This window comes from Marinibactrum halimedae, from assembly GCF_021234875.1.
Classification (GTDB): Bacteria; Pseudomonadota; Gammaproteobacteria; order Pseudomonadales; family Cellvibrionaceae; genus Marinibactrum; species Marinibactrum halimedae.
Genome location: NZ_JAJQVM010000025.1, coordinates 65,628 through 87,422, shown reverse-complemented (window position 1 = coordinate 87,422; position 21,795 = coordinate 65,628). Strand labels below are relative to the sequence as shown.

General features: G+C 43.1%; 16 protein-coding genes. 9 read left to right on the top strand and 7 right to left on the bottom strand.

Annotated elements, in window-relative coordinates; translation table 11 throughout:
• The 3 genes from LU351_RS14665 to LU351_RS14655 form a co-directional block, all read right to left on the bottom strand.
• A partial coding sequence (locus tag LU351_RS14665) for a transposase (protein WP_232593637.1) occupies nt 1–257 on the bottom strand: 257 nt, incomplete at its 3' end.
• Nucleotides 258–291: 34 nt separating this feature from the next.
• The gene (locus LU351_RS14660; protein ID WP_232594840.1) at nt 292–1,473 is read right to left on the bottom strand and encodes a GNAT family N-acetyltransferase; all 1,182 of its coding nucleotides are present in this window, start codon (nt 1,471–1,473) and stop codon (nt 292–294) included.
• Entirely contained in the window at nt 1,448–4,147 is a 2,700-nt protein-coding gene (locus LU351_RS14655; protein WP_232594839.1) for a non-ribosomal peptide synthetase, read from the bottom strand. The genes LU351_RS14660 and LU351_RS14655 overlap by 26 nt, the downstream gene beginning before the upstream one ends.
• A gap of 661 nt (nt 4,148–4,808) precedes the next feature.
• Between LU351_RS14655 and LU351_RS14650 the strand changes: the two genes are divergently transcribed.
• From LU351_RS14650 to LU351_RS14630, 5 genes are all read left to right on the top strand, one after another.
• Nucleotides 4,809–5,321, top strand: coding sequence for a GspH/FimT family pseudopilin (locus LU351_RS14650; protein ID WP_232594838.1), 513 nt, complete (start codon nt 4,809–4,811; stop codon nt 5,319–5,321).
• A gap of 50 nt (nt 5,322–5,371) precedes the next feature.
• Nucleotides 5,372–5,890 carry a type IV pilus modification protein PilV gene (pilV, locus tag LU351_RS14645; RefSeq protein WP_232594837.1) on the top strand — a complete coding sequence of 173 codons (519 nt, stop codon included), beginning with the start codon at nt 5,372–5,374 and terminating at the stop codon, nt 5,888–5,890.
• On the top strand, nt 5,887–6,873 hold the full coding sequence (locus LU351_RS14640) for a PilW family protein (protein ID WP_232594836.1): 987 nt from the start codon (nt 5,887–5,889) through the stop codon (nt 6,871–6,873). Before pilV ends, LU351_RS14640 begins: the two co-directional genes overlap by 4 nt.
• Nucleotides 6,874–6,897: 24 nt before the next feature.
• Nucleotides 6,898–7,461, top strand: a complete 564-nt coding sequence (locus LU351_RS14635) for a pilus assembly PilX family protein (RefSeq protein ID WP_232594835.1) — start codon at nt 6,898–6,900, stop codon at nt 7,459–7,461.
• Between the two features lie 91 nt (nt 7,462–7,552).
• A complete protein-coding gene (locus LU351_RS14630; RefSeq protein ID WP_232594834.1) occupies nt 7,553–10,891 on the top strand; it encodes a PilC/PilY family type IV pilus protein in 3,339 nt (1,112 codons plus the stop codon).
• 105 nt (nt 10,892–10,996) lie between these two features.
• Here LU351_RS14630 and LU351_RS14625 read toward each other — a convergent pair whose 3' ends face one another.
• The 3 genes from LU351_RS14625 to LU351_RS20955 form a co-directional block, all read right to left on the bottom strand.
• Nucleotides 10,997–11,557 carry a GspH/FimT family pseudopilin gene (locus tag LU351_RS14625; RefSeq protein WP_232594833.1) on the bottom strand — a complete coding sequence of 187 codons (561 nt, stop codon included), beginning with the start codon at nt 11,555–11,557 and terminating at the stop codon, nt 10,997–10,999.
• Between the two features lie 269 nt (nt 11,558–11,826).
• A complete protein-coding gene (locus LU351_RS14620; protein ID WP_232594832.1) occupies nt 11,827–13,185 on the bottom strand; it encodes a sigma-54-dependent transcriptional regulator in 1,359 nt (452 codons plus the stop codon).
• A gap of 3 nt (nt 13,186–13,188) precedes the next feature.
• Nucleotides 13,189–14,835 (bottom strand): sensor histidine kinase, encoded by a 1,647-nt coding sequence (locus LU351_RS20955; protein ID WP_232594831.1) that lies wholly within the window; start codon nt 14,833–14,835, stop codon nt 13,189–13,191.
• Between the two features lie 315 nt (nt 14,836–15,150).
• On the opposite strand from LU351_RS20955, the gene LU351_RS14610 reads away from it, so the two are divergent.
• Nucleotides 15,151–16,782, top strand: a complete 1,632-nt coding sequence (locus LU351_RS14610; RefSeq protein WP_232594830.1) for an NAD+ synthase — start codon at nt 15,151–15,153, stop codon at nt 16,780–16,782.
• Nucleotides 16,783–16,922: 140 nt separating this feature from the next.
• Here the strand turns inward: LU351_RS14610 and LU351_RS14605 are convergent, their stop codons facing one another.
• A complete protein-coding gene (locus tag LU351_RS14605; protein ID WP_232594841.1) occupies nt 16,923–17,921 on the bottom strand; it encodes an outer membrane protein assembly factor BamD in 999 nt (332 codons plus the stop codon).
• 257 nt (nt 17,922–18,178) lie between these two features.
• Here LU351_RS14605 and rluD point away from each other — a divergent pair, with 257 nt between their 5' ends.
• The 3 genes from rluD (at nt 18,179) to LU351_RS14590 (ending at nt 21,790) form a co-directional block, all read left to right on the top strand.
• Nucleotides 18,179–19,150 carry a 23S rRNA pseudouridine(1911/1915/1917) synthase RluD gene (gene rluD, locus LU351_RS14600; protein ID WP_232594829.1) on the top strand — a complete coding sequence of 324 codons (972 nt, stop codon included), beginning with the start codon at nt 18,179–18,181 and terminating at the stop codon, nt 19,148–19,150.
• A gap of 75 nt (nt 19,151–19,225) precedes the next feature.
• A complete protein-coding gene (gene pgeF / locus LU351_RS14595) occupies nt 19,226–20,020 on the top strand; it encodes a peptidoglycan editing factor PgeF (RefSeq protein WP_232594828.1) in 795 nt (264 codons plus the stop codon).
• Between the two features lie 189 nt (nt 20,021–20,209).
• A complete protein-coding gene (locus LU351_RS14590; protein ID WP_232594827.1) occupies nt 20,210–21,790 on the top strand; it encodes a peptide chain release factor 3 in 1,581 nt (526 codons plus the stop codon).
• Nucleotides 21,791–21,795: the final 5 nt, after the last annotated feature.

Sequence of the window (21,795 nt, the reverse complement as noted above, 5' to 3'; positions counted from 1 at the left end):
GAATAGCGGTCCCGTATTTGGTACTCTATCTGATCATCGGATACATTGTATAAGTGCTGAAGTACGAGTACTTTGAACATCAGTAGCTCGTCATAGGCTTTACGACCCGCATTGCTTTTTCGGTTTGACTTTCGTATTTCCTTTAAGGTCGGACGAAAGGCTTCCCAAAATATCAGTTTGTTGAGATGAACTAATGGATCTTTTTCATCTAACTTGCGATACCTGTCATCTAAATCAAAAAAGCCGGGCTGAGACATAGAAGGAAACTCTTGAAATTTTTGAACAGTGAGATTATATCAAAGTTGGGCTATTTTTAGAGGTGCCCTTAAGTGAAATCTTGGATTTTATTTTCTCTCTTAATATTAATAACAGAATGATGAGATTTCCTTGCCATTTCCCTGTTGGTTTATAGGATAAAAAAACGGGTTCGTATAATGGTTTCCATCTTTCCATCCAAGTTGTTCCTGTCACAAAACTTACACGTTTAATAGCAGAGTCTTCAATAACAGAATTGAGAAGATCTTCTAACAATAATTGGCCTGGGCTGAACTCGGAATAGTTTTCATTGTAGCCAATTTTTAACAAATATAGTGTTCCCTTCATATTGACACAAAACTGTGAGGCGATGGGCTGATCATTGAGGTACAGTGTGTTTATTTGTAAATGCCCAGTATCAGCGTAGCCACGTAGTAGTGTCTCATAGTGCTCACGCTTTTTTTTCTGGGAAAAAATGCTGGTACCATTTTTTCCTTTCCAGCCAGTATGCTCGACCTGTAGTAACTCTTGAAATGCGTTATTCAAATCAGAAGCTTGTTGATAAGTTTTAAATTGAAGAGAGCCTTGAGTAAGTGCTTTTTTTCTCAACCGACGTAGATTACGTTTAAAGTTTTTTGAGTATTGCTCCCAAAAGATAGTTGGTGATGGGGTGTCGACATCTAAATATTTGCTGTTGTGACTTATTTTTTTAAAATCGATTTTATGGGGTATGTTTAGTTTTTCGAAGTGAGAGCGCAGAGGTGTATGCTGAAGGCGTAAAAAATAAGAATTAGGGTATGTTCTTTGTATTGAGTGGATAACCAACTCCCAAATGTTGTCGTTGTGGTCGGCGAGTGAATAGATATCACAGATACCCATCTCATTACTATAAAAAAGTTCAACGAATGAAAGTGTGCATCCATATTTTTTTATTCGTCTTCTTTGTAGAGGAATTACAGTATGCAACTGTGAATGACTATATAGGGCAATAAAAAACACACAATGAGGCTTTTTTAACCCTGCTAACTGAGCTTCATACCAATTAGGATGGTGTACAAAATTTGAGCCATGTTGTTTTATAGATGTTCTCCAAGGCTCATAAAGTTGGCGTAAACCATTAATGCCACTAAAGACTTTTGCAGTAAGTGAAGCATCAGCTGTTTTATCAGGTGAAAAAAAGCCAGTATGAGCTTTATTTGTAGGTAACTGTTGTATCATTTGCGCATTCAGTGTCTGAGGTAATGTTTCTTACTTCTGCAATGGGGAGTAACTGTAAATTAATAATGTTGGCTACGTTGTGAGCATGTTGTGCAGAGACCATGCTTATATGCTCTCCTTCTGTTTCCGTAATTTCTAGCTTACCCACAATTATTTTTTTCCAGCCGTAATCTTCCTTTAAGGACTTGAATTTCGAAGTCTCTATGCGATGTTGTGCCTTAATTAGAAATATTTTTGCGAATAAATCTATTTCTTTCTTGTCAAAATAAAACATGGTTTCTTTTAAGAAACTAAATTGTCTTTCTCGTGCCTTCTTTAGGGGTTGGCAGATGCTATTGTCAATACTTGTTAGTATTTTTCGCTCTTTTCTTGCGATTTGTGTTGTAGCATTTTTGATTTTGTAGATGATTTTTTTCCAGTCCATTCTCCATGCGTTGGGCAATACAGAATCCAGCATAAAAACATTTCGTACCACCATGGATTTTTTTTCTAGCTTTTTGGCAATAACAGTGGCCAATATTCCACCGAATGATAGTCCACAGAGACTAAGGTTTGATATGTTGAGTTTTTGTATTTCCAGTACATAACGATCAGCGAGTTTTTCTATGGTTTGTCGGTCTTTATAGGAGTGTTCTTTACGGGAGAATAATTTTTCTTCTGCTTCAATATAGATGGCATGAGCTTCAATGTTGGGGGATAATCGATTAGTGATGTCTTGATAAATATTGATCCCGCAAATAAAAATGAGGGCGGTATGACCATTGCTCTCACGAGCTGCTTTGTTTAATGGAATGCTTGTGCAAAGTGAATGCGCTTCATATTCCTGATGAATGTGTTGATCGAGCTTTAATGAACTCACATAGTTTGAAAAGGTAGAGTATCTAAAGATAAGACCCAAAGACACTTTTTTCCTAACTATGTCTTCAACTCTTTTGGTCAGCATGAATGCTAAAATGGAATGTCCACCCAAATCAAAAAAATCATCTTTATTTGAAATGTGCTTAATATTTAAAGTGTCGCACCATATGTGTCTAATCTCTTCTATGACTTTGTTTGAGTTGCTTTGATGTTCAGTATGGTCAATTTTTTCTTCTGAAATAAAATTCAAAATAGCCTTTCGATCAACTTTACCATTTGTATTAAGAGGAATGTTATTTAGGGTAACTATTCGAGATGGAATCATGTAAGTGGGTAAATGGGTCTTAAGATACTCTCGTAGCGGATGAAAATGGCTAGTCTGTTGATTTTCAGGGAGGATACATAACACTATGATTTGTTCGCCATAATGATCCTCTTGGACTGTAGCAATACATTCTGCAACATTGGGGAAAGCGGACGCAACGGCTTCAATTTCTTGCAGTTCTATACGATAACCTCGTATCTTTACTTGAAAATCGATTCTTCCGATGTACTTGAGCTCTCCGGTTTTGGACATGATGGCTTTATCGCCCGTACGATAATAACGCTGTAAACCATGACCTACGTTTTTCCATACAAATTTGTCATCAGTCTTGTCTTTATCGTTATAGTAACCATCGGCTAAGCCGAGGCCTGCGATCCATAATTCTCCCTCTGTTTCGTGGGGTACAATTTGATCATTGTCAATTATGCAGCAACTGGTGCCTGCAATGGGATATCCAATAGAGACTGTTTTGTCTTGGATTATACGTTTACAAGTAGACCATACGGTAGCCTCTGTTGGCCCATACATATTCCAAAGCTCGTCGGTATACGTTAAAAGCTGAGTGGCTAATTGAGGGTTGAGCTGATCTCCTCCACACAGTATTTTTTTTATTGGTTGAGAGTGTCTCCAGCCGCTTGCCATCATTAGACGAAAGTGGGCTGGTGTCGCTTGCAATAATGTAATGCCGCTGTCTTGTAATTGATTTGCTAGAAGCTCACCATTTTTTATTGTCTGTTCATCAAATAAGTGGATCTCTGCACCGGTTATCAAGGGTAAATATATTTCTAGGGCAGCAATATCAAATGATACTGTGGTCAGAGCGGCTACTTTATCAGTTTCGTTGCATCCTGGTTCATGGGCAACCGCTTGTAAAAAGCGACAAAGGGACTGTTGAGAGACCTGAACACCTTTGGGTTGACCTGTCGAGCCAGAGGTAAAAATGATGTAGGCTGGCAATGAAGGTTGTGACAAGTCAACAGGCGGATAAGCCGAGGTGATTTTTTTAGAAAAACTTTTTTTGTTATGAAGTTGTTCCCGGATGTGTAATGACCGGACAGTGCTCTCTTTTTTCAGTACTAATGAGTGTTCATCATAAATCATTAATGTGGGAGTGGCGGATTCTAAAATCTTTTGGTTTCGGGAAGCGGGATGTGTGGTATCTAAGGGAATATAGGCTGCACCACATCGAAGAACGGCAAGAAAAATAGGAATCAAATCGATAGAGCGCTTTATACAGATAGCAACTCGATCTCCTGGTGATACACCATGGTCAATAAGCGCTAATGCCATTTGATGAGAAACTTGTTGAAGTGTTCCATAATCGTAGGCGTGATTGGAATGATAAACCGCAATTTTTTGAGGCGTTTTTCTGGCTTGTTGATCAAATAAATGAATGACGCTTAATGCTGCTCGTTGGTTCGCTAATGGCGGGGTGGCAATAACACTGTTTTGCTGCTTTTGACGTTTCTCAATCAGATTTGTGTTTATCATTGGTTTTCCAACCGTTTTCTCTGAAGTGCAGAAGTTATCTTGTGCTGTCTATCGTTATTTTTAGAGTTGGATCACATGAAGAATGCCAGATTCTTTGTAAATCAAGTATGGATATTGTTGTTCATAAAGGGTGTTTATTGTGTCCAATGAGTAAATGTATGGTTTGTTCAAACAACTAATCTAGTCAAAAGCTAAAAATACGGCAGCTTTTTTTAAGATAATACTGAATGGTTTGTATTTTTCGATTAATGTTTTTCTCATTGTGCTGGTCGTAGTCTTTATTTCTCATTTTTGATAACTGGTACTAAATTGAACGTTTAGTCTGGAGTGGGTGTGCCATGGCTTGTCATGCTGCATAAAAAGCTCAAAAAATATCGAGAAGATGATGGTGGGGGTAGGAATAAGGGGTGGCATTTTTATATAAATTCAATGGTATATAAGAAAAATTCTATTTGTCTTTGGGTGATATAAGTTTCGGTTTTATAGTGACTCTCATCATATTTCGGTAATTTTTTTGTGAACCATTTATCAAAAAATGCCGGGTAAGCGGCTACTTTTTCCTTTGGAATCGACTTATTCACCGTTTGTCTGTTGTCTCGTGAAAAGGTGAGGGGCTCCCGCTAAGGTTCGAATATCAAATCATTTTATGTTGGATATTCGAATGTTTTCATATCTTCATGCTCACCAAAATTCTTCACACGAACGAGGCTTTACTCTGATTGAGCTCCTGGTTGTGATGGCAATTGCTGGTATTTTACTAGCGATTGGCGTGCCATCCTTTACACAATTAATTCGAAATAATGAGTTGACCTCTGTAACGAATCAAATTCAGGGAGCTTTGACTTTTGCACGCAGTGAAGCCATTAAACAGGGGCAACCCATTATGTTCGGTGCACGTCAAGGTAATTGGGCCAATGGTGTAGTGGTGTGGGAAGATGGTGATGATGATGAGCAGTGGGATGTGGGGGAAGAGCTGCGCCTATGGGAGCCTTTACCGGAGACTTTAGACGTAACGGGGTCTGTTTCTGTAACAGAATTTACCTTTACCGCCCTGGGTGAGGTCGATACTGCGATTGTGCTTGATGTCTGTGATGATCGAGTCGGTGAAAATGGGAGTCAGGTCACGCTTCTTGTTTCAGGTGTGTCGGCGGCATCGGACTTTGTCTGCCCTTAGCTTTATCGCGTTTTTACTCGTGAAAGTATTTTTCATTATGGGTGACTAGAATGAACGTTTTTTCCATACAGTTACGTAAACCTTTTATATCGTCGAAGATTTATCAGCGTGGTGTTACGCTCATTGAAATTCTTGTAACTATCGTGATTTTAGCCGTAGGGATGCTTGGTTTAGCGGCAATGCAAACAATGAGTTTGAAAAATATTAATAATTCACAGTATCGAACCTTAGCAACTATTTATGCCTATGACATGGCTGAGAGAATGCGCTCAAATCAAGCTGGCGTTCAAAATGGTAATTACAATGACATTGAAGGGGAAGAAACGAACCCTAGCTGTTCGCCTTGTTCTTCGGTTCAAATTGCTCAGCTAGATGCATTTCAATGGCAACAAGCTATTCAGCAAGCAGCTGCCGATGGCGGATTACCTGCAGGAGCGTTGGGAACAGTAGAAGATGTGGATTCTATTGCTAATGCTTTTGATATTTCCGTATCGTGGCCTGAACAAACTCAGGATGAGACGGGCAGCGTTATGGATACTCAAGAATATGTTTTTAGGATACAGCTATGAAAAAATACTTTAATTACAGCTGTTTTCAGAAAGCGGAATTATTGAAAAATCAGAATGGTTTAAGCTTAATAGAATTAATGATTGCAATGAGCTTGGGTGTTGTCCTGTTATTTGGCGTATTGCAAATTTTTGATGCAAATCGTGCAAGTGCTAATGTTCAGCAGTCTTTTTCTGAAGTTCAGCAAAGTGGGCGAATGGCTGTTGAATTTTTGGCTCGGGATATTCGCATGGCGGATTATTATGGTTGTTCGCCGGATACTATTTTTAATTGGACTGATATTACCAATCCAGCCGATCCCAATTTTGGGTATATCGTTAATATTGTTAACCAAGCGGGGTTAAATGCCGTGAATGATGCGGTTGGGGTAACGATAGGAACGATAAATGTTGTGGATGGGACGGATGTAATTACGTTAAGAGGTTCAAATGCATTAAGTAATGCCCGAATTCAAGCTCCTTTTATGCCGACAACCTCTGCAGCGCTACAAGTGAATGTAGGTAATGATATTGAGTTAGGTGAAATATTATTGTTAACCGATTGTGAGGATGGAGAGTTGTTTGCCAATACGGCAAATAATGTGCAAACCAGTGGGACACTAACCCATAACTCCGGCAGTATTTCTGGGGTCAGTTATCAAAATACAACTCAAACGTTTAGTAAGACCTATGATGGATCTGCCCAGTTATTGCAGCCCTATGAAAAAATATATTTTGTTGGTGAGAATGTGGTGGGTGGTCAATCCCTTTATCGCGCTTTGAATAATCAAGTGGATGAATTAATCAGAGATGTTGAAGATCTTCAATTTTTATTTGGAGAAGATGTCAATTCTGATGGGTCAGCTGATGTTTTTGGTGATGCGGATGTTATTGGGAATTTAGAAAATGTGGTTTCTGTACGTGCGAATATCACCGTCTCTAATGTGGATGGTGACTTTACACGAAGTTATCCTTTTACGGCAAATATACGTAATCGCAGTTTATAACTTCCATGACAACTGGGTATGGCTATGTCAAGAGTTAGAGTAATTCGTTTTTCGAAAGATAATATTGTCGATTATGGTAAGCAGCGTGGTGTGGCTTTAGCCGTCAGTTTGATTATTTTATTGGTGCTAACCCTGGTGGTGTTGTCGGGAAATCAGAATGTGTTGCTTCAAGAGAAAATGACGGCCAGTGTTCGTGAAGCGCATTTATCCCTGGCTGCAGCCGAAGCAGGCATTGTTGAAGCCGAAAATTTTTTGGGATTGATCATTAATGTTACTGGTTTTACCGATACGGGGGCTAATGGGCTTTATTCTGAAGGTAATGGCCCTATTGATATTTTTGCTGATGCCACATGGCAAGCAGGCCAATTTAGAACGGCAACGGCAATGAATGGTGTTTCTGCTCAGTTTTACATAGAGCATGTGGGTGATATTGAAAACGACGATACCGCTCAAGGATTAAATCTTACCGGATATGGCCAAACTACTGGCGGTGCCTCCTCTGAAATCTTCAAAATAGTCTCACGTTCGACAGGAAGGGATGGTAATTCTGAACGCATTGTGGTGAGTTATTTTGGTGTGAATCTCTAATTAACTTTTAATTTTTCGGCATTTCAATATGTCGTCAAACGTGAAGTTTCTGATTTTTCATTATCTTTGCCTACAGGCAGAGGGTAGTATTATGTTGACAAAAAAATGGTTAAAAATCTCTTCGGTTTTTTCTTTCTCGGTATTCATGACATTCGGCACTTTAAGTAGTGCTGCCGAGTTGACCTTGTCGTCAGATCCGCTGGTTGTGGCATCGGCAGTCCCTCCAAACCTTATGTTTCTTATTGATGATTCGGGCTCCATGACGACAATTGCACCTGCTGCCCCTTTTTCTGAAGGAACGTTTTCCTTTGATTGTCCTGAGCGATTTCAGATTGATCCTTCTTTATATATCGTTACAGGAGGAGATGAAGATAATGATCAAATATTTATTTTGACGAGGACTAGCCCATTTTCCTTTAACCGTAATATTTTTGTATGGGGAACGGATCTAACTCGAAATTCACCTTATGCAGTGAATAAAATGTGCTTTGACCCTAATGCAAATTATGAAGCTAGTTTACAAGGCTTTTATGGAACTTATACGGGTAATTACCTCAACTGGTATTATTCTAATAGCGATCAGACGTCCTTTGATTATTTTTCTGGAGCCGGCGTAAAACCAGAAGCAAAAACTCGTATGGAAGTGGCAAGAGAAGCCGCTATAGATATCATTTCTGGGTTGGATGATATTCGTGTTGGTGTTATGTCATTTAACGGTGGTAGAGGGGCCAACGTGGATGTTGGCCTTACGGATATGACAGACAGCCATCGAACGCGCTTGATCAATGGTGTTAACAGTCTAAGTGCTGGAGGTACCACCCCTCTGGCCGAATCATTGGAAGGTATTGGACGGTATTTTATTCAAGGATTTCAAGATAACCGTTTACGGTTGCATCCTAATAATGGCGCAATTAATAGTTCTGATAATTATGTCTCTGGTAGTAGTATTTTTAATGATACCCCTAGTTATTGGTCTCCTGTTTTAAGGCAAACACAATCGACGCCAACCGCATCTGATCCTATCATTCAGTATTCTTGCCAGAAAAATTTTATTGTGTCTTTAACCGATGGATTACCAACAAGCGATAATGATGTTAGTACCTATTTACAAGGTTATGACGCAACTAGCCCAATTACTGGTGATTATCCAGAAGATGTGGCATTGGCGCTTTATGAAATGGATTTACGTCCGGATTTAGATAATTCCGATGGCTCAGAGGAAATTAATAACATTAAATCTTATTTTATTGGATTTGCCGATCAAGCATTATTGGATAGCCCGTTGCTGCCCAGAGCGGCGACGAATTCCGGTACAACCTATATTACCGCTGAAGATGCGTCGGAATTACAAAGTGCGTTGAACAGTGCCATCTCTGATATTCAAGAACAAATCGGTACACTTGGGTCAGTCGCGTTTAACTCGGCAGAGTTAACGACGGATAGTGCAGTATTCTTGGCGCAGTTTAATACAGCACGTTGGTCGGGAAATCTTTTTGCTTATGAGTTGAGCCAAACAGGAGAGGTGTCTAGTACGGAGTCTTGGGATGCCAGTGATAAAATAGACAGCCAACGCCCAGGAAGTAGAAATATATTGACCTATAACCCCGAAAGTGCGGAAGGGGTTGAATTTAGGTGGGCCAATTTAACGGCGAGTCAGAAGAATGATTTGGGTTATGACGGTTCAGGTTCCAGAGATAATTCACTTGGACGAGATGTCCTACGCTATTTAAGAGGAAATCGAACCTTAGAAGGAAATGATGCAGGTGATCTTCGCATTCGCTCCAGTGTATTGGGTGATATTGTTAATTCTACCCCCGTTTATGTTGGTGCCCCTCAGTTAGATTACCCCAGCTATAGTGATGATAGCCGTTTTGGGGGCAGCGGCGATGACTATAACAGTTTTAGGCAAGGGGTTGCGGCTTCACGAACACCGGTTCTCTATTTTGGGGCGAACGATGGCATGTTGCATGGTGTGGTGGGTAATTTAACCGGGAGCAATGCAGGCCAAGAAGTTATTGCGTACATTCCCAGTCAGCTTTATGACAGTAGCGCTCTTGATACCGGTTTACATTATCTTGCAAATCAAAAGTATGAGCATACATTTTATGTTGACTTAACCCCCAGTATTTCTGATGTCTATATTCCCAGAACCACCAATGGCAGTGAGGCGTGGAGAACCGTCTTGATTGGTGGGTTGAGAGCCGGTGGGAGAGGTATTTTTGCATTGGATGTAACCGACCCTACTGAATTTTCCGATGAGACTTTGGCCGATGAATTGGTACTCTGGGAGTTTGATTCTGATGACAATAATAATCTTGGGTATGTCTACAGCCCTCCAACCATTGCAATGATGCAAAATGGACGTTGGGCAGCCATTTTAGGAAATGGTTACAACAACACTGGTCAAGGTTTTGCCGATTTATTCATTTTGTATTTGGATGGTGGATTAGATGGCGTTTGGACTGAAGGCTCGGATTATCTGCGCATCAGTACTGAATCGAAAGCAACCCGCGTTACGAATGGATTGTCCACTCCTCGTGTTATTGATATAGATGGCGATATGGTGGCAGATCGGATTTATGCCGGAGATCTTGACGGGAATATGTGGGCGTTTGATGTCTCATCTACGAACGATAATAATTGGGGCGTTGCTTCCTCTACGTCTGGAGGTCAATCTCCTTTACCACTGTTCACCGCTAAAAATGACCGTGATCAGCGGCAACCCATTACGGCGGCACCCATTGTTGATTTCAACACTAATGTGACAACTGCTGAGACTGGTCCTAATGCCAATGTCCCTAATGTATTGGTATTTTTTGGTACGGGCCGTTTTATTCAACCTTCAGATGTGAATAACTATACCGATGAGCAAAGTTTTTATGCTGTGTGGGATCGAGGGGCTTTTGAATTAGATCGTTCCACGTTTGCAGAGCGCACGTTGGTTTCCAGTGGTGGCTTACGGACGGTGATGGAACAACCGGCAACGGATGTGAATGGAAATCCTGTAAATGACAACATCCTGAATTGGCAAACTCATAATGGTTGGTTCGTTGACCTCAATATGGGAGGGATTCTTGAGGGAGAAAGGGTCGTTTCCGATGCTTCAATTCGTGGTAGCGTGTTATTTTTCAATACCATTATTCCTGATACGACTGCTTGCTCTGATGGAGGAAGAGGCTGGTTGATGAGTGTGGATTTACTCACAGGTTTGTCCCCTCAGGAAGGAATTTTTGATGTGAATAACGATGGTCAATTTGATTACCCTTATGTAGGTGAGGCATTCTACAATGGGATTCCGAATCAGTCTGGGTTCTTGGGAGGTAGGCAGTACACGCCAGGGTCTGATGGTACGATTCAGGAGCGGCAAGTGAATGTATTTGGCGATGGTAGAGCGGGACGATTGCTGTGGGAAGAGCGTATACCAAATTGATCGCTTGATCGTTTCATAGAGAGAAAAAATCGCGGCAGAGTAGTCGCGATTTTTCAGAACGCTTTATTTTTGTATTTGATTTTAATACTCACATTTAACTCGCACTTACGAGCATTGAATATCCTTCCCATTGCTTCTTTCTTCAATGCCATTGTTGTTGCTGTCGACACCACGATAAACACGCCCGGCTTTATTAATAATCATTGCCCATCCCAAGTCAGGCGTTTTATTTGCTGGGCAGTAAACGAAGGTGCCATTTTGGTTCGCCGTCACTCCTTCACGCGTAAACGTTAAGTAGGTTTTACGTTGGAAAGACGACCAAATGAGCGAGTGCTCTTTTGAGGATAAAGTGAACTCTCTGAGTGGAGTTTCAGCGTTGTCGATACTGCCATTTCGGTTTTTATCCGTAAATACCAAAATGCCATTGGTCCAATCGGTTCCACAGGTGTTGGGAGTTTGTTTAGGGCAGAGGGTGGTGTGTTCTCCTTGAGAAATGGCTTGCATACGAGCAAAGTTCACTGCACTAAGCAGAGCATTATAGCTGATGCTCTGTGTGTTCCTGTCCTGAAATGCTGACCAGCTAGGGAGTGCCATGGAGACCAATATGGTAGCAATGCATAGCGTAAAGAATATTTCGATGAAGGTGTAACCCTGTTGATGTTTCATTTTGACAATCCTTTGTCGAAGGAGGCGACGATAATATTGAGTAATCCAAATTATTTCGTGGTGGTATGAAGCTATTCAATAAAAGGTGCTTTCTGTAAGGAGAAGCATCTCTCCGGTGTGAAAGAATCTTTCCATTATGAAAGGCATCTTTTCGTTATGAAAGTACATTCGTAACCACCGAAAACGTTATAATAAAGAGTTTATAGTTTTTTGGCGCGAAAATCATCACAAAAATAGTCTTTTGTGATGATTCTTTACTCAGTTGAGGATTAATCTTCTTCCAGCCCCAGTTTTTTCAACCGGTAGCGCAAAGAGCGAAAGGTGATCCCTAGGGATTTAGCGGTTGCGGTTCTATTCCAGCGGTTTTGTTCAAGGGCATTGACGAGAATGTCTCGCTCAATATCCGCCAGGTATTCGTCCAAATTCTGAATTTCTGCCACATTGATGTCGGAAGGAGTACTCTTGGGTTGTTGTGAAGGGGGCTCGTTTTTCCGGTTTAGCTGTAAATCATCGATGGTGATGATATCGCCATCACACAAGGTATAAGCTCGCTCTAATATGTTTTCCAATTCACGCACATTGCCCGGAAAAGTGTATTGCTCAAGGGTCGTTAAGGCATTTTTTTGAAGTTGAGCCGGGTTACATTGCATTTCTTCAGCGAACTTTTCTAGGAAGAACTCAGCCAGTAATTGAATATCCCCCTTTCGATCACGCAGTGGCGGTACATCAATTTCTATGACATTGATTCGATAATACAGGTCAGAGCGAAAGTCACCATTGCTGACCGCATTGGCCAGGTTTTTATGAGTCGCACTGAGAATACGCACATCAATTTTAATCTCTTTGGCATCTCCGACCATACGGATGGCTTTTTCTTGAATGGCGCGAAGTAATTTGACTTGCATATCCAATGGGAGGTCTGCCACTTCATCTAAAAATAAAGTGCCGCCATTGGCTGCTTGAAATAACCCTTTTTTGTCTTGATGTGCTCCGGTAAAAGTGCCCTTCTTATGACCAAAAAATTCGCTTTCCATTAAATCGGTGGGAATAGCACCGCAGTTGACAGCAATAAAAGGGCTTTCTGCTCTTGGCCCATGGTTGTGAATGGATCTTGCTACTAGCTCTTTTCCGCTACCGGATTCACCACTGATAAATACGGGTGCTTGTGAGCGCGCGAGTTTTGTAATTTTTTTTCTCAAAACTTTTACGCTTTCGGCCTGGCCCTTAATTAAGTCATCATTTATTGGTGAGTTAGTCGTTGGTTTGCTCATTGAAAGGGCGGTATTCACCAACTGTCGCAATAATTCGAGGTCAACGGGTTTGGTAATGAAGTCAAAAGCACCGGCCTTCATTGCTTCGACAGCGGTATCCATATTTCCATGAGCGGTAAAGACGGCGACGGGAAGGTTTGGGTAATCCGTTTGTAATTCTTTTACGAGATCAATACCGTTACCATCGGGTAATCGCATATCTGTCAGGCAAAAATCATACTGGTTTTCCTGAAGCTTGGTCCGAGCGTTGGTTAAGTTAGGGGACTTATGGGCTTTCACGCCCATTCTTTCAAGGGTAATTTCCAGTAATTCAAGAATGTCCGGTTCGTCATCGATAATGAGTGCTGTGTGTGTCATTCGCTAAAAAACCTGTTGGGCGTGAGCGAAGCTGATTTGAAAATAGCTTTTTGAGACGCCAGTGTGGATGTAATGGAGAGACGCTTGATTAGATTCGCACAATTCACGGCAAATATAGAGTCCTAATCCAGAGCCTGTATTTTCGGTGGTATAAAAAGGTTCAAAAATGTGTGCGATATCCTTTTCATCGACTCCGGGCCCTTCATCAAAAACTTGTATTGCGGTAAATTCGTCGCCGGAAGTTTGTGTCAATAAAATGAGTAATTGTTTTCGACCGGTGGCCATTTCACTATAGCGAATGCCGTTATCAAATAAATTCGTCAGTATTTGTTTGAAGTGATGAGGGTCGATTTTGATGTTGGCAAGAGTGCTATCGGTAATATCATCGCGTAGTGTAATATCACAATCCCCCCCTTCTTGGTATTCACGGATAAATTGTGGAAGCCATTCATTGAGTTGCAGCATTTCTGGTTTGGACTGATTTCGCCGTGATAATTGCAGCGTATTTTCAATGATTTGATTAACGCGTTTGGAGTGATTAACAATAATTTCTGTCAGTCGTTGATTACCATTATCTAAGTCAGGTGTCTCGGCCATGAGCTGAGCGGCATGGCTTATCGCACCAAGTGGGTTTCGTATTTCATGGGCAATACTGGCAGTGAGTTTACCTAGTGAGGCAAGTTTGAGTTTTTGTGCCTCCTGTGCCAATTGTCGGTTGTCTTCAATAAAAATGAGGACGTCCGAATTATCAGTCTCGCCCAAAAAGGCAAAATTGATTCTCACCTCACGATTACTTTCAGGAATATAAATGGGTGTGGTGGCTTTGCGAGGGTTTTTCTTCCATTCGTGAAAACAGTTAAAAAGGATAGGGCACTGGCTGATTGCCTGATAGTGTAAGCTATTCGCATCGTCCAAACCCACAAATTTACATGCGGCATCATTAATGAGTTGCACATAACCTTCAGAGGAAATCACGATCACCCCGGTTCGCATTCGTGAAATGATTTGTTGAGAAATCACTTTGGCGTGGGCTGCTTGTTGAGCCTGTAAGAGTGCTTCAGCACTGCTTTCTCTGATTTTCTGCGTTAAGTACTGAAAAAGCAAAGCGGTGATAAATAGTAAAATGCCCAATGTGCCGGCAGAGAAAACAGAACGGCTTCCGACATCTGTGGTGAGAGCAACAATAGTAGTTTCCAAAAGCACAGACACCGTTGCCATGGCGGCAATAAACACCGTCATTTGTCCTTGGAGGAAAATAGAGCCTGCGGCGACGGTAATAATCAATAAATAGCCAATTCCACTTTGTATGCCACCACTGGCGTGCATCATGAGGACCAGTGCGACAATGTCGATGATGAGCAAAGCGATTAGCCGCGAGAGGCTCGTCTGAGATTGGTAGCGCCACAGCCGAAACAGAGTGCCAATATTAATAATGGAGTAGCCGATGGCAGTGTAAAAGAAGAGCTTTCCATTTTCGCTGCCCAAGACTTGAGTTGCGATTCCCCAGCTGTACATACCTAAAAAAAGAACACCTAAAACGGCCCTATAATAGGTGTATACACGCAGTAGGCCGTAATTTTGGAAAACCACACTATTGAGTTTTTGTGTGAGTTGTTCTTTTTTTGCACGCTCTGAATAAGCGTCAGTCACGATGATTTCCTTCTGTAAAGTAGACGAGTGAAAAATCGTGTTGTAAGGGAACGAGTGGGTGTTTTTCGATCAATGACATAGGCCCAAAGGTAACGTAAACGTGGGTGGTTAAATGGGTTCCAATACGACATAACATAATTTTCACATGGTATAACAATTCTGAGCCAATCGCTGTTGTAATCCGAGGTGTTGTTAACCATATGTGCTTTTGCGCTTCATTGCCTTTTTGCGGACAATGAGCGTAATTTCGATAATGTACCGAAATCTCAAGAATCAAAGCAAATCGAACTCAGCGAATTAACAGTGGAAAGCAGTATGAAAAGATTATCCGTTGTGATGGCCCAGTTGAATTTTATGGTGGGTGATATTCACGGTAATACAGAGAAGGTGATTAATGAAGCAAAGCGTGCGGTGGCAGATCATGGTGCGGATATTATTGTTTTCCCTGAATTAACGTTGACGGGTTATCCACCAGAGGATTTGTTACTGCGGCCCAGTTTAGAAGGGCGTATTGATGAAGCATTAACCTCAATTGCCGAGCAGACCATTCAAGCAACGATTGTATTGGGTTACCCCAAGCGTGTTGCTGGGCGTGTGTTTAATATGGCAGGGGTATGTACGAAGGGGGTATGGGTGGGCGAATACGCTAAACAGTGCTTACCCAACTATCAAGTCTTTGATGAAGAGCGTTATTTTGTTTCGGGTGATCAACCATTGGTGGTCGAGATTAATGGCATACCTACCGCTATTACTGTATGCGAAGACATCTGGCATACCGAACCCATGGCACAAGCAAAACGTGCTGGGGCGAAATTGATGTTGAACCTTAATGCCTCACCGTTTCATCGTGGTAAGTCCCAAGAGCGTCAATCTCTGTTAAAAGTTCGAGCACAAGAGGGCGACATGCCCGTTGTGTATACGAACTTGGTTGGGGGGCAAGATGAGTTGGTGTTTGACGGTGGTTCGAAAGTGGTTTCAGCAGACGGTGAGTTGTTTGCTCAAGCCCCTTTGTTTGCGGAAGGGTTGTTTCCAATTGAGTTGCAAATAGATGAAAACGGGAGCGTTTCGCCGGTTAAACAGCCGCTTTCTACCTTGCCCACTGATTTGGATGCGGTTTACCAGGCATTGGTTTTGGGGGTAAAGGATTATGTGAATAAAAATGGGTTTAAAGGGGTGGTACTGGGGCTGTCAGGTGGGATTGATTCGGCGTTAACCTTGGCCATTGCTGTAGATGCGTTGGGTGCAGACAGAGTTGAGGCGGTGATGATGCCATTTCGTTACACCTCGGACTTATCGAAAAACGATGCGGAAGATGAGGCTCAGCGATTGGGGGTTCGATATCAGTCATTGAGCATAGAACCTATGTATGAGGCGTTTATGGCGACGCTCTCGGAAGAATTTGCCGGAACGGCTATCGATACCACAGAAGAAAACCTTCAGGCTCGGTGTCGAGGCGTTTTGCTGATGGCCATTTCAAACAAAAAAGGCTATCTCGTTTTAACCACTGGCAATAAAAGTGAGATGGCGGTGGGGTATTCCACCTTGTATGGTGATATGGCGGGTGGCTTTGATGTTTTAAAAGACGTGCCCAAAACATTGGTATTTGCGCTTTCTCGTTATCGCAATACGTTAGAAGAAGTCATACCCGTCAGTGTGATTGAGCGACCACCGTCTGCGGAGTTGGCACCGGATCAAAAAGATGAAGACAGCCTGCCGCCTTACGAGGTGTTAGATCAGATTTTGGAGCGGTATATTGAGCAAGACCAAAGTGCAGATACCATTGTGGAAGCCGGTTTTAAGGTAGAGGAAGTGCGACGGGTTCTGCGATTAGTGGATATCAATGAATACAAGCGTCGGCAAGCACCTATTGGAGTGCGAATTACTCAGCGTGGTTTCGGGCGAGACCGTCGGTATCCGATTACCAATGGTTGGAAACTGGGCAGTTAGGAAGCTTTCTCTGACGTAAAAAAAGCGGTCATCAATTGAGACCGCTTTTTTCTATCTGGGTGTTTCTCTTTCTTGATATTTCTCTACCTTGATGTTTCTTTGTCTGCTGAATGTACAGACAGATAAAGTCTACAGTTAAATTAATCAATTAAACCAAAGCTAATGCGATTTAACCAACCGCGCTCTTTTTGCTGTGGTTCATATTTTTCCTGAGCGACTTGGGTATCTTCAAAGTAGATAGTGTTGTAGATCTCACGAGTATCAAACGAGGGAGAAACTGGGCTATCAAACAATCCAAAAGTGACTGTGCTTACCCACGATTTTTCATCTTGCAAGGTGCCGTAGGCATAGTCGAATTGGCCACTTTCCATTAAAGCCGGGTATTCAGGATAGTTGGTGTGCAGAGCGATTAAGTTTTCGCTGGCCAGTTCATCCATACCCAGTAGCTTATAAGCCTGAATCATGACCGCCAGACCATCGGGTACCGCTGGCGTTTGTTGAAAGTTTTCAACCACGTAACGACCACGGTTAGCTGCCGCTAGATAAGCGCCACGTTTGAAATAATAGTTGGCTACGTTGATCTCTGCCCTTGCTAACATGTTGCGTAAATAGATCATGCGTTTGCGCGCGTCCGGCGCGTAGGGGCTGTTGGGGAAGCGCGCGAGCAGTTGGGAGAAGTGCGCGAAGGATTCTCGTGATGCACCCGGGTCACGCTTGGATTGATCAGTAGGAAAGAAGCGGTCAAACGAATTACCGTTGTTGTTAAAGGTAGCGAGCCCTTTAAGGTAGTAGGCGTAATCGACTTGCGGATGCTGTGGGTGAAGGCGAATGAAGCGGTCGGCAGCGGCAATGGCTGCGTCGGGTTGGTAGCTGCGGTAGTAAGCGTAAACCAGTTCCAGTTGGGCTTGTTCGGCGTAATTACCAAAAGGAAAGTTTTCTTCAAGTAATTGCAGGTTGCGGATGGCCGGTTCCCATTGGCTGGCTCTTAACATACGCTGAGCGTTGTCGTAGACCATCTTTTCGGTGGTGTTTGGGTCGACCCCGGACTTATCTTCTTTCTCGTCATCAGACCCGAATATAGAGCAGCCACACATCGCCACTAGGGAGGCCACTAACGCTAATTTTACCAATACACGCATAGATATTTCGCTTATCACTCTACTGTTGACTTCCGAACCGGCGCTTTTTCTACAAATAGAGGAGCTTTCCATTTCGAAATGAGAACACTGCCGGGTTACACTAGCCATTGTTAACCTCATGCAATGCGGCTACAGGGCGCTATTTAAACACAGAGGGTGCCCAGACCAAAGCTTTGTGCGGGTTTGTGTGCCTCTAATGGTTCATCTCGTGCTGCGCCCATTGTGACCTTACACCGACTGTTTAGTTTGTTTTTCGTATGTCTCAACACATTCAAACTCAGGTGATTGTGCCTGATCACTGCTCTGGTCAACGCTTGGATCAAGTGGCAGCGCAATTGTTCCCTGAATTTTCACGATCTCAGCTTCAAAGCTGGATTAAAAACGGTGATCTTACCGTAGATACTCAATCTGCCAGGCCTAAGGATAAGCTTCTCGGTGGTGAGAATTTGCAGTTAGATGCTCAGTTGCAACCCCAAGGAGAGTGGACGCCACAAGCCATTGAGCTGGATATCATTTATGAAGACGATGACATTATCGTCATCAATAAACCCGCCGGGCTGGTGGTACACCCTGCAGCAGGCAACCGAGATGGGACGCTTTTGAATGCCTTATTGGCTCATTGTCCAGAGCAAGAAAATTTACCTAGAGCGGGCATTGTCCATCGCCTCGATAAAGACACCACCGGGCTTATGGTAGTGGCGAAAACACTGCAAGCCCATAACGAGCTGATCACTCAGCTGCAAGAGCGCAGTGTGAGCCGGGAATACGAAGCGGTGGTAATTGGCACAATGACTGGTGGTGGCAAAATCAATGCTCCCATTGGGCGTCACCCCAAACAACGTAAATTGATGGCTGTGGTGAACGTAGGTGGAAAAGAAGCCATTACGCATTATCGTTTACTTAAGCGATTCCCCAATCACACGCATGTGCGAGTCAAGTTGGAAACGGGGCGCACTCATCAAATTCGCGTACATATGGCACACAATCGCCACCCCCTAGTGGGCGACAGTGTTTACGCCGGTCGTTTCAAGATCCCAAAAGGGGCGTCACCTGAGTTGGTGGAGCAATTAAAACGTTTTCCTAGGCAAGCCTTACATGCGGCCCAGTTGGGGTTGTTTCATCCAGAATCGGGTGAATACATGCAATGGCAAGCCCCGTTGCCAGAAGATTTTGATGCGCTTTTATCTGCATTAGTGGACGATGCGGCGCAAGGTGACTCGTTACCATAAAAATTTAAGACGTGAAAAGCGTACATAATAAAAAAACATAGACAGCAAAAAACATAAACAACAAAGGAGATGGGTGTGGCATCCAGCTTAGTGTCAACCGATGAAGCGGGAATAGATGTTGCGGGAATATTGGTACCAGAATGGCCCTTGCCGGCTGGGGTTAAGAGTGTCGTCACCAATCGCAAAGGTGGGGTCAGTGTCGCCCCTTGGGATGCCTTCAACTTGGCCGATCATGTGGGAGACAGTGAGCTTGCTCTACAAAACAATCGGTCGCGTCTGCAGGCTCACATGGGCGAGGCGGTTTCAATACAGTGGCTAAAGCAAGTTCATGGCACTGCGATGATCGAAGCTTCTGCAGACGATACCGTCCGTACCGCAGATGCCGCCTTTACTCAGGAGAGTAACCTTGCCTGTGCAGTATTAACTGCCGATTGTTTACCCGTACTGCTTTGTAATGAAAGCGGGACAGAAATTGCCGCCATTCATGCTGGCTGGCGTGGGCTAGCCAAGGGTATTCTTCGACAGTCCATTGATTCCTTATCCAGTTCCGCCGAATCGTTGATGGTCTTTCTCGGCCCCTGTATTGGCCAAGAGTCTTTCGAGGTAGGGGTGGAGGTTATGGAGGTCTTCTTTGAGTCCGCCACCAGTGATCAACATTTATCTTCTATTGCAAAGGCATTTAAGCCCAGTGCAACCCCCTTGCATTTCTATGGTGATTTGATCGCTTTGGCTCGTGCTGAGTTAGCAGAGCTGGGCATATCCAAAATTTATGGTGGGGACATATGCACTTATAAAAACACGAATTTTTATTCCTATCGGAGAGAGAAAGAAACGGGTCGTTTTATCAGTGCGATTTGGATAGAGCGTTAAAGTGACGGTGACGATAAAGTCATTGAGGGCTAAGTCATAACAGAAAAGGCATGTTTAGGTTTGTCAATAAGGCCGCTTCTAGCGACTTGGCAAGAACTTGATATAATCCGCGCCTAAATTTTTTATGCGCCTTCATAGTACATGTCAACGTGTGTACACAGGTGTGTACACAAAAAGGGTAAATAGAGCGTGTCTTCTGATTTTCTTCAACAAATTCAACAACGTAGAACCTTTGCTATCATCTCGCACCCTGATGCGGGTAAGACCACCATCACCGAAAAGCTGTTGTTGTTCGGAAATGCCATTCAGTTAGCCGGCTCTGTTAAGGGTAAAAAAGGCCCTCATGCGAAGTCCGACTGGATGAGCATGGAGCAAGAGCGTGGTATCTCGGTGACCTCATCGGTCATGCAGTTTCCTTACAAAGAACGCACCGTTAACCTCTTAGATACCCCAGGACACGAAGATTTTTCTGAGGATACCTATCGTACCCTCACGGCAGTGGATTCCGTATTGATGGTGATTGATGGCGCCAAAGGCGTGGAAGATCGCACCATTAAGTTAATGGAGGTTTGTCGTCTTCGGGATACGCCGATTTTGTCTTTTATTAATAAAATGGACCGCGATATTCGTGACCCCATTGACGTTATGGATGAAATCGAAGAGGTTCTGAAAATTTCCGCCGCCCCAATTAACTGGCCTATTGGTATGGGGAAGGAATTTAAAGGGGTGTATAACCTGTATACCGATGTGATTCATGTATTCCAGCAAGGCATGGGGCACACCATTAACGATGACATTCAAATTAAGGGCTTAGATAGTCCAGAAGCGGATGAATTACTAGGTGCATACGCTGAAGATGTGCGCGAAGAAATCGAGCTGGTGCGCGGTGCTACTCATGAGTTTGACATTGAAGAATACCTAGCAGGTCGGATGACTCCGGTGTTCTTTGGAACGGCGTTGGGTAATTTTGGTGTTCGTGAAATGCTCGATGGTTTTGTTGAATGGGCGCCTTCACCGTTAAACCGAGAGACTCGCCAACGTGAGGTGGACGCTAAGGAAGAGAAGTTTTCTGGCTTTGTTTTTAAAATTCAGGCCAATATGGACCCTAAACACAGAGACCGTATAGCGTTTATGCGGGTGTGCTCAGGTAAGTACACGCAAGGCATGAAAATGAAGCATGTGCGCTTAGGGAAAGACGTTAAAATTGCCGATGCGGTGACCTTTTTGGCTGGGGATCGAAGCGCGGTGGATGAGGCTATTTCCGGTGATATTATTGGCCTTCATAACCACGGGACCATCCAAATCGGCGATACTTTCACCCAAGGGGAAGAGTTGAAATTTACCGGTATTCCTCACTTCGCACCGGAACTGTTTCGTCGTATTCGCTTGAAAGATCCGTTAAAAACCAAGCAACTGCAAAAAGGCTTACAGCAGTTGTCGGAAGAGGGCTCTACTCAGGTGTTTTTCCCGGTAAACAATAACGACATTATTGTTGGTGCGGTGGGGGTGCTTCAGTTTGAAGTAGTGGCCTATCGTTTGAAAGACGAATACAAAGTGGAAGCCATTTATGAGCCGGTGAATGTACAAACGGCTCGCTGGATTGAAAGTAGCGATACCAAAGCGATTGACGAAATTAAACGCAAAGCCAGTGACCATATCGCGATAGATGGTGGTGGCCATTTAACCTATCTCGCGCCGACTCGTGTGAACTTGAATTTGGCACAAGAGCGTTATCCTGATGTAGAGTTTTGGTCAACGAGAGAGCATTAATTGAT